Origin of the sequence: Amycolatopsis sp. NPDC004169 (assembly GCF_040610315.1) — a bacterium.
GTDB lineage: Bacteria > Actinomycetota > Actinomycetes > Mycobacteriales > Pseudonocardiaceae > Amycolatopsis.
Genome location: NZ_JBEXMD010000003.1, coordinates 76,471 through 91,366, shown reverse-complemented (window position 1 = coordinate 91,366; position 14,896 = coordinate 76,471). Strand labels below are relative to the sequence as shown.

At 71.8% G+C, this 14,896-nt stretch carries 13 protein-coding genes; 11 read left to right on the top strand and 2 right to left on the bottom strand.

Going from position 1 to position 14,896, the window contains the following annotated elements:
• The first annotated feature begins 529 nt into the window (after nucleotides 1-529).
• From ssd to ABZX11_RS04965, 8 genes are all read left to right on the top strand, one after another.
• Entirely contained in the window at nucleotides 530-1,594 is a 1,065-nt protein-coding gene (gene ssd / locus ABZX11_RS05000) for a septum site-determining protein Ssd (RefSeq protein WP_354910017.1), read from the top strand.
• A 202-nt stretch (nucleotides 1,595-1,796) separates the two neighbouring features.
• The gene (locus tag ABZX11_RS04995; protein ID WP_354910014.1) at nucleotides 1,797-2,951 is read left to right on the top strand and encodes a TadA family conjugal transfer-associated ATPase; all 1,155 of its coding nucleotides are present in this window, start codon (nucleotides 1,797-1,799) and stop codon (nucleotides 2,949-2,951) included.
• A 64-nt stretch (nucleotides 2,952-3,015) separates the two neighbouring features.
• Entirely contained in the window at nucleotides 3,016-3,774 is a 759-nt protein-coding gene (locus ABZX11_RS04990) for a type II secretion system protein (RefSeq protein WP_354910012.1), read from the top strand.
• Entirely contained in the window at nucleotides 3,771-4,487 is a 717-nt protein-coding gene (locus ABZX11_RS04985) for a type II secretion system F family protein (protein ID WP_354910010.1), read from the top strand. The genes ABZX11_RS04990 and ABZX11_RS04985 overlap by 4 nt, the downstream gene beginning before the upstream one ends.
• A 27-nt stretch (nucleotides 4,488-4,514) precedes the next feature.
• Nucleotides 4,515-4,691 (top strand): DUF4244 domain-containing protein, encoded by a 177-nt coding sequence (locus ABZX11_RS04980; protein WP_176174313.1) that lies wholly within the window; start codon nucleotides 4,515-4,517, stop codon nucleotides 4,689-4,691.
• A gap of 20 nt (nucleotides 4,692-4,711) precedes the next feature.
• On the top strand, nucleotides 4,712-5,038 hold the full coding sequence (locus tag ABZX11_RS04975) for a TadE family type IV pilus minor pilin (RefSeq protein ID WP_176178096.1): 327 nt from the start codon (nucleotides 4,712-4,714) through the stop codon (nucleotides 5,036-5,038).
• On the top strand, nucleotides 5,031-5,444 hold the full coding sequence (locus tag ABZX11_RS04970) for an Rv3654c family TadE-like protein (RefSeq protein ID WP_354910007.1): 414 nt from the start codon (nucleotides 5,031-5,033) through the stop codon (nucleotides 5,442-5,444). Before ABZX11_RS04975 ends, ABZX11_RS04970 begins: the two co-directional genes overlap by 8 nt.
• 1,222 nt (nucleotides 5,445-6,666) lie before the next feature.
• Nucleotides 6,667-7,284 carry a bifunctional DNA primase/polymerase gene (locus tag ABZX11_RS04965; protein ID WP_176174315.1) on the top strand — a complete coding sequence of 206 codons (618 nt, stop codon included), beginning with the start codon at nucleotides 6,667-6,669 and terminating at the stop codon, nucleotides 7,282-7,284.
• Nucleotides 7,285-7,367: 83 nt separating this feature from the next.
• Here ABZX11_RS04965 and ABZX11_RS04960 read toward each other — a convergent pair whose 3' ends face one another.
• Complete coding sequence (locus tag ABZX11_RS04960; RefSeq protein WP_354910448.1) at nucleotides 7,368-9,899, bottom strand: DEAD/DEAH box helicase; 2,532 nt, start codon at nucleotides 9,897-9,899, stop codon at nucleotides 7,368-7,370.
• Between the two features lie 350 nt (nucleotides 9,900-10,249).
• On the opposite strand from ABZX11_RS04960, the gene ABZX11_RS04955 reads away from it, so the two are divergent.
• From ABZX11_RS04955 to ABZX11_RS04945, 3 genes are all read left to right on the top strand, one after another.
• Entirely contained in the window at nucleotides 10,250-12,514 is a 2,265-nt protein-coding gene (locus ABZX11_RS04955; protein WP_354910004.1) for a sodium-translocating pyrophosphatase, read from the top strand.
• A gap of 143 nt (nucleotides 12,515-12,657) precedes the next feature.
• Nucleotides 12,658-13,242, top strand: coding sequence for a hypothetical protein (locus tag ABZX11_RS04950; protein WP_254897083.1), 585 nt, complete (start codon nucleotides 12,658-12,660; stop codon nucleotides 13,240-13,242).
• Nucleotides 13,243-13,293: 51 nt separating this feature from the next.
• A complete protein-coding gene (locus ABZX11_RS04945) occupies nucleotides 13,294-13,938 on the top strand; it encodes a hypothetical protein (protein WP_176174317.1) in 645 nt (214 codons plus the stop codon).
• A gap of 18 nt (nucleotides 13,939-13,956) precedes the next feature.
• Here ABZX11_RS04945 and ABZX11_RS04940 read toward each other — a convergent pair whose 3' ends face one another.
• Entirely contained in the window at nucleotides 13,957-14,763 is an 807-nt protein-coding gene (locus tag ABZX11_RS04940; protein ID WP_176174318.1) for a serine protease, read from the bottom strand.
• Nucleotides 14,764-14,896 lie beyond the last annotated feature (133 nt).

The following is a 14,896-nucleotide window of genomic DNA, read 5'->3' as shown; positions in this document are numbered from 1 at the left end:
GCGCTGTGCCGTTATCGAACTGTGTGCCTCATCCGGTGCGCGAACCGGCGCCGGGCGGAGTTACAGTGAGGGAGCCCGGTGTCCAACCGGGCCGGTTCAGTCCGACCCCCCGGGGCTGAACCCACGGCGGCCCCCGTCCCTCCCCCCTGGCGGGGGCCGCCCTCTTACCTCCCGTTCGTCTCTTTCCCGGTTTGCTTTGCCTTGGCCGGATCGGTGATTTCGGCCGTTTTGCCTTCCGCTTACCTTCGGCAATTCTCCTGCGCTGCGCTAATCGTCGCTCGCTTGGTGAGCGGCAATCTTCGAGTGCGGATGTTCGTGCCCATTTCCGCCGCAGGTGCGTCACGGACAGTCGCGATACTGCCACATTCCGCCGACGGAACCGGCCGTCGGTGGTCTCACGAGCGGCAGTTGTCCACAACACCCCGGTTGTCCACAGCTGCCCGTCCGCCCCGTTGTGCCACCCCGCCCCCGCCCGCGACCGTGGAAACCGGGCCACCCACGGCCCGCACCGACGACGGGGGAGGAACACATGACGGGGGAACGACCGCTGGTGATCGCCGAGGACGAGACCGTGCTCGACGAGATACTGCGCGTGGCCGCGGTCGCGGGCTGCGAACTCGACCGCGCCCCGGACCTGACGGCGGCGAGCAGCCACTGGGCTCGTGCGCCACTGGTCGTCCTCGACGAGGAAGCCGTGCGGCACCCACCGGTCCTGCCTCGGCGCGGCGGGATCCTCCTGGTCTGCAAGGGCAGTCCGGGCCCGGCGACGTGGGAGCACGCGTTCCGCGGCGGCGTCGAGCGCGTGATTTCGCTGCCCGACGAGGAGACGGCGTTGGCCGGCGCGTTCGCCGACGTCGTCGAGACGCCGGCGGAGCAACCCGGTCTGGTCCTCGGCGTGGTCGGCGGCCGGGGTGGCGCGGGCGCGTCGGTGTTCGCGGCGACACTGGCGCTGGTGGCCGACCGCGATCCGGGTGGCGCGCTGCTGGTGGACTGCGATCCGCTCAGCGCCGGCCTGGATGTGTTGCTGGGCCTGGAAAAGGCGCCCGGCACGCGCTCGCCGGACGTGCGGCTGAGCGGCCGGGCATCGGTGTCGTCACTGGCCGCGGCGCTGCCCCAGCGGAGCCACCGCGGCGGCAACCTCCCCGTGCTCGCCTTCGGCCCCGAAGGGCAGGGCCCGGACGTCGAGTCGTTGTCGGCGATCCTGACCGCCGGTCGCCGCGCGGGCCGCACGGTGGTGTGCGACCTCCCGCGCAGCCTCGGCGAGGCGGCCGAGGAGGTGGTGCTGAGAGCCGACCTGGTGGTGCTGATGGTGCCGCTGGAGTTCCAGGCCTGTCTGGCGGCGAAGAAAGTCCTGAACCGGCTGTCGAAGCTGACGGCCCGCATCGGCTTGGTGGCGTGCGGACATTCGAAGGATCCGGCTCGCGCGGCCGAGCTGGTCGGCCCGCCCTTGATGGCCTCGATGCCCCGCGAGCGCGGCGTCTCGCGAGCGCTGGAGAACGCCGAATTCCCGGCGAAGTCACGAGGCCCGTTGGCCACGACGGCGGCCGGCATCCTGCAAACGGCCCGCCGCGAAGCCCAGGCGGCCGGCCGATGACCCCCGCGGCCGTCGACCTCCGCCCGGCCACCGCTCCGACCCGGGTGTCGGAGCTGCTGCTGCCGACGGTGCTCAGCCTCTTGAGCCGAAACCCCGAAAGCGCGGCGTTCTTCTCGACGCTTCTCCAGCCGGGCACCCGCGTCACCGCGTCGCGTGAGCGTCCGCCGGTCAGCCCGAACCCCATGGAAAGACGGGCCGGCGCATGACCACCGACTTCGTGGACCGCGTCCGCAACCGCCTGGCCGGCGACCGTCGCCAGGCCGATCCGGTCGCCGTCGCCACCGCCGTCCGCGCCGAAGCAGGTGGCGCCCTCGGCCACGACGCGGTGCTCGACGCGGCTCGCCAGGCCCGCGACGAGTTCGTCGGCGCCGGCCCGCTCGCCCCGCTCCTCGACGATCCGGCGACCACCGACGTGCTCGTCACCGGTCCGGCCGAGGTCTGGACGGACGGCCCGCAGGGTCTCGTCCGCACCGGCATCCGGTTCGACGGCGGCGAAGAAGCCGTCCGCCGCTTGGCCCAGCGTCTCGCCCTCGCGGCCGGACGCCGCCTCGACGACGCCCAGCCCTTCGTCGACGGCTGGCTCCCCGGCACGGGTCCGCACGGCCGCATCCGCGTCCACGCCGTCCTCCCGCCGATCGCAGCGGCCGGCACCTGCTTGTCCCTCCGAGTCCTGCGCCCGGCAACGCACGACCTCACCGCGCTCGGCGAACTCGGCGCGTTCGACGAGGCCGGAGCCAAGCTCCTCCGCAGCGTCGTCTCGCGGCGGATGGCCTTTCTCGTCACCGGCGGCACGGGCGCGGGCAAGACCACGCTCTTGGCCGCGCTGCTGGGCGCCGTCGACCCGGGCGAGCGGATCGTCTGCGTCGAAGACGCCGGCGAACTGCAGCCCGCGCATCCGCAGTTCGTCAGCCTCGTCGCCCGTCCGCCCAATGTGGAGGGTGCGGGCGCGGTCGGCCTGCCCGAGCTCGTGCGCCAGGCGCTGCGCATGCGCCCGGACCGCCTGGTGGTCGGCGAGGTCCGCGGCGCCGAGGTCGGTGCCCTGCTCACCGCGCTGAACACCGGCCACGACGGCGGCGCCTGCACCGTCCACGCCAACTCCCCGGCCGAGGTGCCCGCGCGCATCGAGGCGCTGGCCGCGCTCGGCGGCCTCGGCCGCGATGCCGTGCACAGCCAGCTCGTCGCCGCGATCCGCGTGGTGCTGCACATGCGGCGTGAGCCAGGCGGCCGCCGCCGCCTCGCCGAGGTCGGCGTGCTCCGCGCCGAACACGGCCGGGCGCGGGTCGTGCCGGTGTGGCGCGCGGGCCGCTGGACGGTCGACAGGCACCTGTTCCCGGGGTCGGGGGCGATCGCGTGCTGAGTCTCTTGCTGCTGCGGATTTCCCTGCTGGTGAACGCTTTCCCACGTCATCGAAGGAGGCGGAGATGATCACCCCGTGGTTCCCGCTGTGCGTGGGAGCGGCCCTGGCGTGCTGGCCCGCGCCACCGAACCGGCTGCAGCGCATGATCGAGCCGCCGGCCGCTGTCCGGATGCCCCAGGTGTGGCGCGTCGCCCGCTGGCTGCTTCCGGCCGTCCTCGCCAGCCTGCTCACCGGAGCGGGTGGCGCGATCGCCGCCGGCGTGCTGACGCTGGCATGGCGCCAGGAGTGGCGCACCCACCGCCGCGCCACCGCGGAGCTGGCGATGGCCGCACACACCGCGACGGCGTTGCGCACGATGGTGGCCGAGCTCCGAGCCGGCGCCCACCCGGTCACGGCGGCGGAAGCCGCCGCGGAGGTGGTCCCGGCCGTGGCGGGCGACCTCCGAGCTCTCGCGACGGCGGCCCGGCTCGACACCGAGCTACGGTCACCGGCCCTTCCGAGTCTGGCCGCGGCGTGGACACTGGGCCGGCGGCACGGCCTCCCGATGGCCGAGGTCCTCGACGCGGCCCGCCGCGACACCGAAGCAGGCTTGGCGTTCGCCCGCCGGATGCGCGCCAAGCTGGCGGGGCCACGCGCGAGCGCGGCAGTGCTCACCGCCCTGCCGGTGCTCTGCGTCCTGCTCGGGCAGGCCATGGGTGCGGCTCCGCTGCCCGTGCTGACCGGCAGCACGCCGGGCCAGGTGCTGCTGGTGGCGGGGTGCGTCCTCCTCTGGGCGGGCACGGCCTGGTGCCGCGCCCTGACCGGACGGGTGCGGATCCGGTGACCGCGATCGCGCTCCTGTTCTTCGCCGGAGCCTTGCTGACCTGGCCGGACGAAACCATCGCCCGGCGTCTCAACCGCCTGACCGGCGGTCCGAAGCCGGTCCGCAAGGGCCACCGCGCCCTGACGCCCATCGCGGCGGCCGTCGGCGGCGTCTCGATAGCCGTGCTGGCCGGCGGAGCCGCCGGGGTGGTGGCGGGCACGATCGTGACGGCAACCGGGTGGTGGGCAATCCGCCGCACCCGACGGCCACGCCCACCGGCCGCGGACATCGCCACCAAGCTGAGGCTGGCGGGAACGCTCGACCTCCTGGCCGCCTGCCTGCGGGCCGGCCTGCCGGTCCCCTCGGCGCTGGACGCCGTGGCCGTCACCGCACCCCCGGAGGCAAGGGCGGCGCTGAGCTCGACGGCCGGCCTGCTCGCCCTGGGCTCCCGTCCAGGCGAGGCATGGGCGCCGGTGCGAGCCCTCCCCGGTTTCACCGAGCTGGCGGCCACGGCGATCCGAACATCCCGATCGGGCGCAGCCTTCGCCACGGCGGCCGGCGACCTGGCCGGACGTCTCCGCGACGAGCTGGCGACCGAGGCAGAGGAGCGCGCCGAGCGGGCCGGGGTGGCGCTGGCCCTGCCGGTGGGCCTGTGTTTCCTACCGGCCTTCTTCTGCTTGGGCGTATTGCCGGTCGTCCTCGGCCTCGCGGGCCGGCTCAGCCCCCTCTTCTGACCACGAACCCATCGAAGGGAAGCACCCATGCGAGCATTCCGCCGCCGCCCCCGCCCGGACGACGGTTCCACGACGGTCGAGTACGCCATCGTGACGGTCGCCGTCGCGGCCTTCGCCGCTGTCCTCTATTCCCTGCTGACCGGAGACTCGGTGGTCTCGTGGCTGACGAGCTTGGTCATGAAGGCTCTGTCGGTGCCGTCGTGAGAGACAAGGACGAAGGATCGGTGACGGTCGAGGCAGCATTCGGCTTGGCCGGCCTGACGGTGGTGGTGGTCCTGCTGCTGGCGGGTATGGCGGTCCTGACAAGCCAGCTGCGCTGCACGGACGCGGCCCGCGAAGCAGCCCGCCTCCTGGCCAGAGGCCAACCCACCGAGGCAGCGGCCGCGGTCCACGCAATAGCCCCACCAGGCGCAAACCTGACGGTGAACCAGACCGGCGACCAGATAACAGCCAAAGTAACGGCCAACCCGGCGACGATCCTCCCGGCAATCCACCTGTCAGCAACGGCCTACGCAGTAGCCGAGCCGGACACGGAGACAACGAATGGCTAGCGGACACTCAGACCGAGGAGCCGCCACAATCTGGACGGCCTTGGCGGTGACGGCCCTGACGGTGCTGGCAACGCTGGCAGTGTGCTTGGCAGCAGCAGTAACAGCCCGCCACCGAGCAGAGTCAGCAGCCGACCTCGGCGCCCTGGCGGCGGCTTCCCACGCAAGCGAAGGCCCGATCGGGGCCTGCGAGCGCGCAAGATGGGTGGCCGACCGCATGGCGGTAAGGCTCGTGACATGCCGCTGGCAAAACCTGGACGCTCTGGTGGAGGTAGAGGCCCCCACCCCACCCCTGCCGGGCTGGCCAAAGCCGGCAGCCCACGCCCGAGCAGGCCCGGCAACCAGCCCAACCCACCCAGCCACAACGGCAGACCTGGGAAACACCCCAGTCCGCCCACCCCAAGGCTGAGCCCCACCGGCGCCCACAACCCCACGAACCGGCGACCGCGGCAAGACATCCCGCCGGTCGCGCCAGCCAGCTGCTGCTCAGCCACAACCGTGGCCGGTCGCAGGCGATGCCGAGCCAGCCTCCGGCCGCGCCGGGCAGCCGGTGCTGAGGCACAACCGAGGCCAGTGGCAGGCGATGCCGAGCCAGCCTCCGGCCGCGCCGGGCAGCTGGTGCTGAGGCACAACCGAGGCCGGTCGCAGGCGATGCCGAGCCACTCCTGGCCCGCACCGGGCAGCGGTGCTCGGCCCGACCGAGGCGGATGGTGGGCCATCGCAAGCCATCCCCGGCCGGGGCGGCCGCTGCTGAGGGCGGCTCTCTCAGCGCTGTTGCGCGGGCCAGCCCCGTGCCGGCGCGGATGAGCCTCTTGCCCACATCACCTCGGCACTGTCGCGAGTCCGCGACACAGGGAATGGCCTCCCAGGACCCGCCGCTCGCCAAGCCCGCCTTTCGGGTGGCGGGTGTCGCGTGCTCGCGACACAGGACCACCGCTCGCCGGCGCCCGACCGGGTGGTGCTGTCGCATACCCGAGACAGCACCACCCGTCCGGTCCGCCAAGGTGCCTCACCTCGGGGCGATGCCGCGGACTCGCGAAGGTAGGCCGTGACCGCAGGTCGAGGTACCCGACCAACGCGGAGCCGCGAGTGAGCGAAGGCCACCTGCCGTCGCTCGCCGAGGCGTCTCACTCAGCGGCACTGTCGCGATCTCGCGACACAAGACCGCAGCCGAGCACCCGCCGGACTGTCGCCCATCCGCGACAGGCCACCCGTCCGGCCCGGCGGACGCCGACCGGTCGGTATGGGGCGATGACCGGCTGATCCGCGCAGCCGGGCGATGAGCGGCTGATTGTCACGGGCAGCGGTCGTTGGTGCACGGCGAGCGGTCGAATCAGCTGCTCACCTGGGCCGAACCAGCCCGTCCACCCCGCTGGACCAGCGCCCGACAGCCCGCGAATCCCGGGGTTTTGCCGCGACGAACGGTCCGTGTGCGGGTGCCGTTCGCCGTCCATCCGCGCCCGGGGGTTCGGTCCGGCCGTATGGATCACTGGGCGTTCATCGCCTCGTAACCACCGGTTGTCGCGCGGGGGTTCCGGGCAATGTGCAACTTGCCGTTAAGTGAGATGTGCGACACCACGACAGGGTCTAGCGGGTCGCGGAGAACCGGAACTTGAAGGCAGGAAACACTAATGTTGGACGCGAATTGGCCGGACAGCTGGCGCGGTGCCTTCCGCATCGAACTGCGGGCGGAGGCGATCGGCCTCGCTTGGCGCGGCTGGCCGGTGCTCCCCGGCGTCGACCCCGCTCCGCTCACCGACGGCGACGACCTCACCTGGCGGCGCCCGGTTCCGGCCATTGACTCCTGGCGCGAGCAGAGCGGCACCCACGCTCACGACGTCGCCACCTGGTTCTCCGACCGCACCCACAGCCTGCTCGTCGCCACCGGCACCGTGCTCGACGCCATCGAGGTCGACGACGAAATCGGCAAGCGCGCCTGCCGCCTCCTGCGCGCCATCGGCCACCCCGCGCCCATCATCGCGCTGCCGAACGGCCGCTGGCTCTTCCTGACCACCGTCGCCGAGCGCATCCCGGCCGAGCTGGCCGAGCGCGCCGCGATCCAGTGGCACGGCAAGGACAGCTACATCCCGCTGCCGCCGTCGCCGTTCCAGCACGGTGTCGTGCACTGGCGCGTCAAGCCCGAGGTCTGCGGCTGGCAGCTGCCGGACGCCGCCGAGGTGCACGACGTCCTCGTGCGGGCCCTGGCCGACGAGCGCGCCCCGCAGCTGGTCCAGTCCAGCGCCGCCTAAACAACCCGACCACCGCCGACGGCCGGTCCCAGCCCGGCCGAGGCGGAGCAGGACACAACTCCATGAACCACCAAGTGGCCGTTCTAGGTGCCGTGTTGACGCAACGCCCCGAGCACGGTTCCCAGCACAGCCACTGCCCCCGCCTTGTCCAGCGGCTCGTTGCCGTTCCCGCACTTCGGCGACTGGACGCAGGACGGGCATCCCGTCGGGCACTCGCAGGAGACGATCGCCTCCCGCGTTGCGGCCAGCCACGGGACAATCGCGGCATAACCGCGTTCGGCAAATCCCGCACCCCCGGGATGCCCGTCATGCACGAACACCGTCGCCTCCCCGGTGTCTTCGTGCCACGCGGTACTCACCCCGCCGATGTCCCACCGGTCGCACGTAGCGAACAGCGGTAGCAGGCCGATCGCCGCGTGCTCGGCGGCATGCAGGGCACCGGGGACCCGTGCCGGAACCAATCCGGCACCCCCCGGTGCCCTGCCACCCTCGTGAACGGGCCCCCGACCGTTCGCCTGGGTCTCCTCCCCGGTCCCCACCGGCCCCGCAGATTCGGTCCCCACCCGATGGCCCCCGGTCCCCACCTCGCCATCGGAACCACCCGAGCCGGCGGAACCGACCGAGCCGGCGGAACCGACCGAGCCGGCGGAACCGACCGAGCTGGCGGAACCAGCAGAGTCACCGGCACCAGCCGAGCCGGCAGTACCAGCCGAGCCGGCGGAACCGAGCAGCTCACCGGACACCGTGTACCAGACCGCGCGCGTCCGCAGGCTCTGCTCCGGCAGGTCGAGCGGCGTGTGGTCGATGACCTCACCCGACGGCCGCCGCCTCAGATACCCCACCACCTGCGACGTCACGGCCACCTCGCCGAGGCAGACGCTCACCCCGCCGTAGTCCTGCTTCTCCTGGGTGCTCAGCACCGAGATGTCCACGATCTCGCGCGGCGTCGTCGTCCAGTCCGGGTTCTCCGCGTGCACCAGCGCCAGCCCGGTGTCCAGATCCAGCTCGTCGACGACGTACGACGAGCCCTGGTGCAGGTACACCGCGCCGGGGTGCACGGCGAAGCACGCCGACCCCGGGTCGACCGTGCCGAGCATCCGGCCGGAGTCCGATTCGACCACCGCGATCTGCTCCCCGCCGGTGCCGCGGATGCCGACCTCGGCGTGCGGCCGGTCGCGTGACGTCCAGTACCAGCCGCTCGACCGGCGCCGCACCAGTTTCTGCTCCGCCAGCTCGGCCAGCACCTCCTGGGCCGCCGCGCCGCCGAACACCTCCAGCTCCGGCAGCGTCAACGGCAGCTCGGCCACCGCGCAAGCGAGCTGCGGAGCCAGCACATATGGGTTCGCCGGGTCGAGCACCGCCGTCTCCACCGGCCGCGAAAGCAACGCCTCCGGGTGGTGCACCAGATAGGTGTCGAGCGGATCGTCCCGCGCGACGAACACCACCAGCGCCGAATCGCCCGAACGGCCGGCCCGGCCGGCCTGCTGCCAGAACGACGCCAGCGTGCCCGGGTAGCCGGCCAGCACCACCGCGTCCAGACCCGCGATGTCGACGCCGAGCTCCAGCGCGTTCGTCGTCGCGACCCCCAGCAACCGGCCCGACAACAGCGCGGCCTCCAGCGCGCGACGCTCTTCCGGCAGGTACCCGGACCGATACGCCGCAACGGTTTCCGCCAAAACCGGGTCCACTTCGGACAGAATGCGCCGAGCGCCCAGCGCCGCCAGCTCCGCGCCCCGCCGCGACCGGATGAACGCCAGCGACCGCGCCCCCTCCAGCACCAGGTCGGCGAGGATCCGCGACGTCTCCGCCCCGGCCGAACGCCGGACCGGTGCGCCGTTTTCCCCGGTCAGTTCGTCCAGCAGCGGCGGCTCCCACAACGCGACCGTCCGCGCGCCGCGCGGCGAAGCGTCTTCCGTCACGGCAACACAGGGCACGCCCGTCAACCGCGAAGCGAACGAAGCAGGCGAAGCCGTCGTCGCCGAAGCCAGCACGAAGACGGGCGAAGCGCCGTAGTGCTCGGCCACCCGCCGAAGCCGGCGAAGCAGCAGAGCGACGTGCGAGCCGAAGACGCCGCGGTAGCTGTGGCACTCGTCGACGACCACGCAGGTGAGCCGGCGGAAGAACGTCGCCCACCGGCCGTGTGCCGAGAGGATCCCGCGGTGCAGCATGTCCGGGTTGGTGAACACCCAGTTCGCGTGCGCACGCACCCAGTCGCGCTCCGCCATCGGGGTGTCCCCGTCGAACGCCGCCGCCCGCACCCCCGGCACGTCCAAAGAGGACACCGAACGCAGCTGGTCCGCACCCAGCGCCTTCGTCGGCGACAGGTACAGCGCGTTCGCCTTCTCGCCCGCGGCCAGCCGGGACAGCACCGGCAACTGGTAGGCGAGCGACTTGCCCGAGGCCGTCCCGGTCGAAATCACGACATGCCGGCCTTCGTACGCGTGCGAAGCCGCCTCCGCCTGGTGCGCCCAGGGCGCGGAGACGCCGCAGTCACGCAGCGCAGCGACAACCGCGGGATCCGCCCACGACGGCCACTCTGTGTAGCGCGCGGCACGCCCCGGCAGGTCCGCGACGTGCGTGACCGGGTGCTCGCGCGACGGGGTGCCGGCGGTCACCCGCCTCAGCAGCCGTTGCCCACGTGATTCGTCCACCCGCCGAGCTTGGCACAGGGGTCCGACAGTTCCGTCCGTCCCCAGCTGCGGCAACGGATCGGCGAAAGGGTGATCGATCAAGTGAGGAGGCTCACAAGGTAACGGATTGTACCGTCACTGGGACGGCGTGAAGACGCTGGTTGCGATACCAATACACTCCCGCAATCCACACCCTCTGTGGTGAGCGTCATGTGAGACGTGCATTGCTGCCCGGCTAGCGTGTCGCTCGGTACAGGGTCCATGCCAGCGCCGGCCGTGTCGAACCCTCGGCTTGCCGTCGACGCTGGCGCACGGCGACGTCTCCTGGAGGACGAATGTCACGGCAGTTCCTCGCGGAGGGCGGGAATCTCTCGCTCACCGGAGGTGGCTACACGATTGTCGGTGTAGTCGCCGTGGTCGCGCTTGCCGCACTCGTCATCGGCTACGTCCTGCTCAAGGAGGTGCTGGCCGCAGGCCAGGGCACCGCCAAGATGCAGGACATCGCCAAGGCGGTGCAAGAAGGCGCGGCCGCGTACCTCAAGCGGCAGCGGAACACCCTCGCCATCTTCGGCGTGGTCGTGTTCCTCCTGCTCTTCATCCTCCCCGCGGACGACTGGAACGAGAAGATCGGCCGTTCGATCTTCTTCCTGGTCGGCGCGGGGTTCTCGTTCGCGATCGGCTACCTCGGCATGTGGCTGGCGACGCAGGCGAACCTGCGCGTCGCGGCCGCGTCGCGTGAGGAGGGCGGCCGCGAGAAGGCGATGCGCGTCGCGTTCCGCACCGGTGGCGTCGTCGGCATGATCACCGTCGGCCTCGGCCTGTTCGGTGCCGCGGTCGTCGTGCTCGTCTACACCGGGCAGGCCCCGAAGGTGCTCGAGGGCTTCGGGTTCGGCGCGGCGCTGATCGCGATGTTCATGCGTGTCGGCGGCGGTATCTTCACCAAGGCCGCCGACGTCGGTGCGGACCTGGTCGGCAAGGTCGAGCAGGGCATCCCGGAGGACGACCCCCGCAACGCCGCCACCATCGCGGACAACGTGGGCGACAACGTCGGTGACTGCGCCGGCATGGCCGCGGACCTCTTCGAGTCCTACGCCGTCATGCTGGTCGCCGCGCTGATCCTGGGCAGCACCGCCTTCGGCGTGCATGGCCTGATCTTCCCGCTGATCGTGCCGGCCATCGGCGTGATCACCGCCGTGATCGGCGTCTACATCACCAAGGCGCGCGCGGGCGAGGGCGGCCTGGTCACGATCAACCGCTCCTTCTACATCTCCGCGGTGATTTCCGCGGTGCTGTCGGCGATCGCGGCGTTCGTGTACCTGCCGGGCAGCTTCTCCGAGTTCGGTACGGAGTTCGCCGGGAACTCGGGCAGCCCGGCGGTCATCGCGACCGTCGCGGTGATCATCGGCATCGTGCTCGCGGCCGTCATCCTGAAGCTGACCGGCTACTACACCGGCACCGAGTACAAGCCGGTCAAGGACGTCGGCCAGACGTCGGAAACCGGTGCGGCGACGGTCATCCTGTCCGGTATCTCGATCGGCTTCGAGTCCGCTGTGTACACCGCGCTCGTCATCGGTGCGGCCGTCTTCGGGGCCTACCTGCTGGGCGGCGGCGTCGCGCTGTTCGCCGTGGCGCTGGCCGGCACCGGCCTGCTGACCACGGTCGGTGTCATCGTCGCGATGGACACCTTCGGCCCGGTTTCGGACAACGCGCAGGGCATCGCCGAGATGTCCGGTGACGTCGACGAGAAGGCCGCGCAGATCCTCACCGAGCTCGACGCGGTCGGCAACACCACGAAGGCGATCACCAAGGGCATCGCGATCGCCACGGCGGTCCTCGCCGCGACGGCGCTGTTCGGCTCCTATTCGGACGCGATCACGAAGGCGGTGGGCGTCGGCGGCAGCTTCGTCGCGAACATCGTGACCCCGGCGACCCTCGTCGGCGTGATCGTCGGTGCGGCCGTCGTGTTCATGTTCTCCGGTCTCGCGGTCAACGCGGTGTCCCGGGCCGCCGGCGCGGTCGTCTACGAAGTGCGCCGCCAGTTCCGCGACATCCCGGGGATCATGGAGGGCACCACCCGTCCCGAGTACGGCAAGGTCGTCGACATCGTCACCCGCGACTCGCTGCGCGAGCTGACCACGCCGGGTCTGCTGGCGGTCTTCGCCCCGATCGCGGTCGGCTTCGGCCTGGGCACCAGCGCGCTCGCCGGCTACCTGGCCGGCGCGATCGCCTGCGGCACCCTGATGGCGATCTTCCTCGCCAACTCCGGTGGCGCGTGGGACAACGCCAAGAAGCTGGTCGAAGACGGCAACCACGGCGGCAAGGGTTCGGACGCGCACGAAGCCACCATCATCGGTGACACCGTGGGCGACCCGTTCAAGGACACCGCCGGCCCGGCGATCAACCCGCTGATCAAGGTGATGAACCTGGTTTCGGTGCTGATCGCGCCCGCCATCGTGCAGCTGACGGTCGGCGACAGCGCCAACACCCCGGTGCGCATCATCATCTCGCTGGTCGCGGTCGCCGTGATCGTGGCCGCGATCGTGGTGTCGAAGCGTCGGGGGACGGTCCTGTCGGACACCCCGACCGAGATCACGGCCTGACGGAGAACACGTTCCGGGCCCGGCACGCGGCTTCGCGTGCCGGGCCCGGGCAGGCCGTCCCAGAAAGGCCCGGCGACTTGCGAAGCACCACCGAGTCGGTACCGTCGGCCCTGCCGGGACGTCGTCGGGCAGGAGGTACGCGGGTGCGGCTGACCGTTTTCGCCGCCCTCACCACGACAGTCGCCATGGCTCTCGCCGGGTGCGGGCAGCCTGCCGAGGTACAGGCGCCGCCGCGGGACCAGGATCTCCCGGTGACGACGCCGGCGCCCCCGGCCGATCCGGTGGCGAGCTGGGCGGGCGGCTACTGCGACGCGGTGACGCACCTGGTCCGTGCGCTCGCGGCGTTGCCCGCCGTCGATCCCAGCACGCCGCAGAAGGCGTCCAGGACGTCCAGTGACCTTCTTTCTTCGGTGGTCGACGGGCTCGACGAGAGCCTGGCCGGGCTGCACGCGCTCGGCTCGCCGCCGGTGCCGTCCGCGGACGGCGGCCGCCAGGCCGTGATCGGGCAGTTCGCCGCCATCCGCGCGGAGGCCGAGACCGCCCGCCACCGCATCGAAGCCGCCCGCGGGAACGCCTCGGCGACGAAGGAAGCCCTCGGCCAGGCCAGGGCGACCCTCGACCGCATCGACGCGCTCGACTACCTCAAGGGCCTCAAGGACGTCCCGGCACTGGCCGCGGCGGAACAGCGCGCGCCGGCCTGCGGCCGGCTGGATCAGCCTGCCGGCTGAAGATCCGCGCGAGACCTGCCGCGAATCGAACTTGTGTTCTAGTATGGCGCGGTGGATCGGACGATCTCGCTCTTCTCCGCCGAGGCCAGCGGGCCGGGCCTGGGCGACCTGGCCGGCCTGTTGTGCTGCCACGGCCAGATCACCGGGTTCGGGCGCACCGCCGCCCGGCTGTCGGTGGTCGTCGAGGAGCCGTGGCGGGCACACGTCCTGGCGCGCGAGTTCCGCTGCCGGGGCGCGGACGCCCAGGTCTCGAAGGCCGACTGCGGCCGTCCGCAGGTCCGCACGTCGTTCCGGGTCGACCTGCTGCCGCTGGCGCTGCGGTGGCTGCGTGAGGGCTGCACGGGGCCGGTCGAGGACGACTCGGGCAAGGCGGTGCCGGACGGCTTCCGGCTGAGCGGGGCGATGCTGCGGATGTGGGCGCTGGCCGGTGGCCGTCCCGGCACGCAGGGCTACCTGCTCGGTGTCGACCCGCTCGCGCCCGGCATGCACGAGCGGCTGGTCGAAGCGCTGACGCCGTTGGGCGTCGCGGCGAAGCTGACCGGCCCGAAGGCCGAGGTCCCGGCCGTGAAAGTCACCGGAAAACGCCGGCTGGAGGCGCTGCTGGAGCTGATCGGGGAGCCGCCGCCGGGCGCCGAAGCGGCGTGGCCGGGTGCGGAACCACAACCGCACCCGGAGGCCGCGACGAGCACGGCCTGACCGGGTGCGGCGGGTGCGTCAGGGCCGGGGCAGCGTGCAGCCGGCCTGGGTGAGCGCGATTTCGTTCGCCGAGGTCAGGCAGGCGGGAATGCCGTAGGTCTCCTGACCGTAGTTCGTCTTGTAGTGCACGGTGACGTTGCCGGCCTGGTCTACCTCGCACGGGTTGTTCTCCGTGCAACGCTCGCCGTCCTCGTTGCCGGTGTTGTTTACGCCGACGACCTTGCCGCCGGAGACGATCGGCGAGCCCGAGGTACCGCCGATGGTCTGGCAGGCGGACGTGTAGCGGATCGAGTCCTTCCAGGTCCAGCTGCCCTCCTTGAGGCGGTAGACGAACCCGTCGATGTTGCAGGAGTAGATGCGCTTCCAGTAGCCCGAGACGACGTCGATCGCCGCGCCGGCCGACGGGTGGGCGTTCGACAGCTCCAGCGGCGAGATGCCGTAGCTCGACTTGATCTGCGCGTAGGTGGTGGTGAGCTGGTAGAGCGACACGTCGGTGTCGGTCATCGTCCCGTACACGATCTTCTTGGCGCGCAGTGTGGCCTTGTTGCTGCCGCTGGCGGTGAGCAACGTGAACGTCCGGCTGGACGCCCGGTTGGTGATCACCTCGCCCGGGCCGGGGAAACCGGTTTCGAGGCAGTGCCCGTTGGACATGACGAGCGCGGGCGCGGTGTCGGGTGTCGCGGCGGGCTTGACCACCGACCCCGAGCAGTTGGACAGGGCCACGGTGCCGGCGAAGTTCGCGGCGGCCGCGTTCGCCGGTGTGGCCCCCAGCAATACTGTGGCGGTCGCGGCGGTGAACAGGGCGCCGAGCAGGCGTCGGGTCATGGCAGGTCCTTTCGGCTGGGCGGGGAAACCAGTGAAGCGGTGACATCCCTGAGCCCACCACCGTCGAACGGAGGGTATCCGGACGGTCACGCGCTAGGCTGCGCGGGACGTGGCCGAAATCACGTGGCAGGTA

What these genes read in the sequence shown, in the direction of transcription:
- ABZX11_RS04940 (WP_176174318.1), bottom strand. Translation starts at nt 14,763, where the DNA reads ATGACCCGACGCCTGCTCGGCGCCCTGTTCACCGCCGCGACCGCCACA.
- ABZX11_RS04990 (WP_354910012.1), top strand. Translation starts at nt 3,016, where the DNA reads ATGATCACCCCGTGGTTCCCGCTGTGCGTGGGAGCGGCCCTGGCGTGC.
- ssd (WP_354910017.1), top strand. Translation starts at nt 530, where the DNA reads ATGACGGGGGAACGACCGCTGGTGATCGCCGAGGACGAGACCGTGCTC.
- ABZX11_RS04970 (WP_354910007.1), top strand. Translation starts at nt 5,031, where the DNA reads ATGGCTAGCGGACACTCAGACCGAGGAGCCGCCACAATCTGGACGGCC.
- ABZX11_RS04995 (WP_354910014.1), top strand. Translation starts at nt 1,797, where the DNA reads ATGACCACCGACTTCGTGGACCGCGTCCGCAACCGCCTGGCCGGCGAC.
- ABZX11_RS04965 (WP_176174315.1), top strand. Translation starts at nt 6,667, where the DNA reads ATGTTGGACGCGAATTGGCCGGACAGCTGGCGCGGTGCCTTCCGCATC.
- ABZX11_RS04955 (WP_354910004.1), top strand. Translation starts at nt 10,250, where the DNA reads ATGTCACGGCAGTTCCTCGCGGAGGGCGGGAATCTCTCGCTCACCGGA.
- ABZX11_RS04980 (WP_176174313.1), top strand. Translation starts at nt 4,515, where the DNA reads ATGCGAGCATTCCGCCGCCGCCCCCGCCCGGACGACGGTTCCACGACG.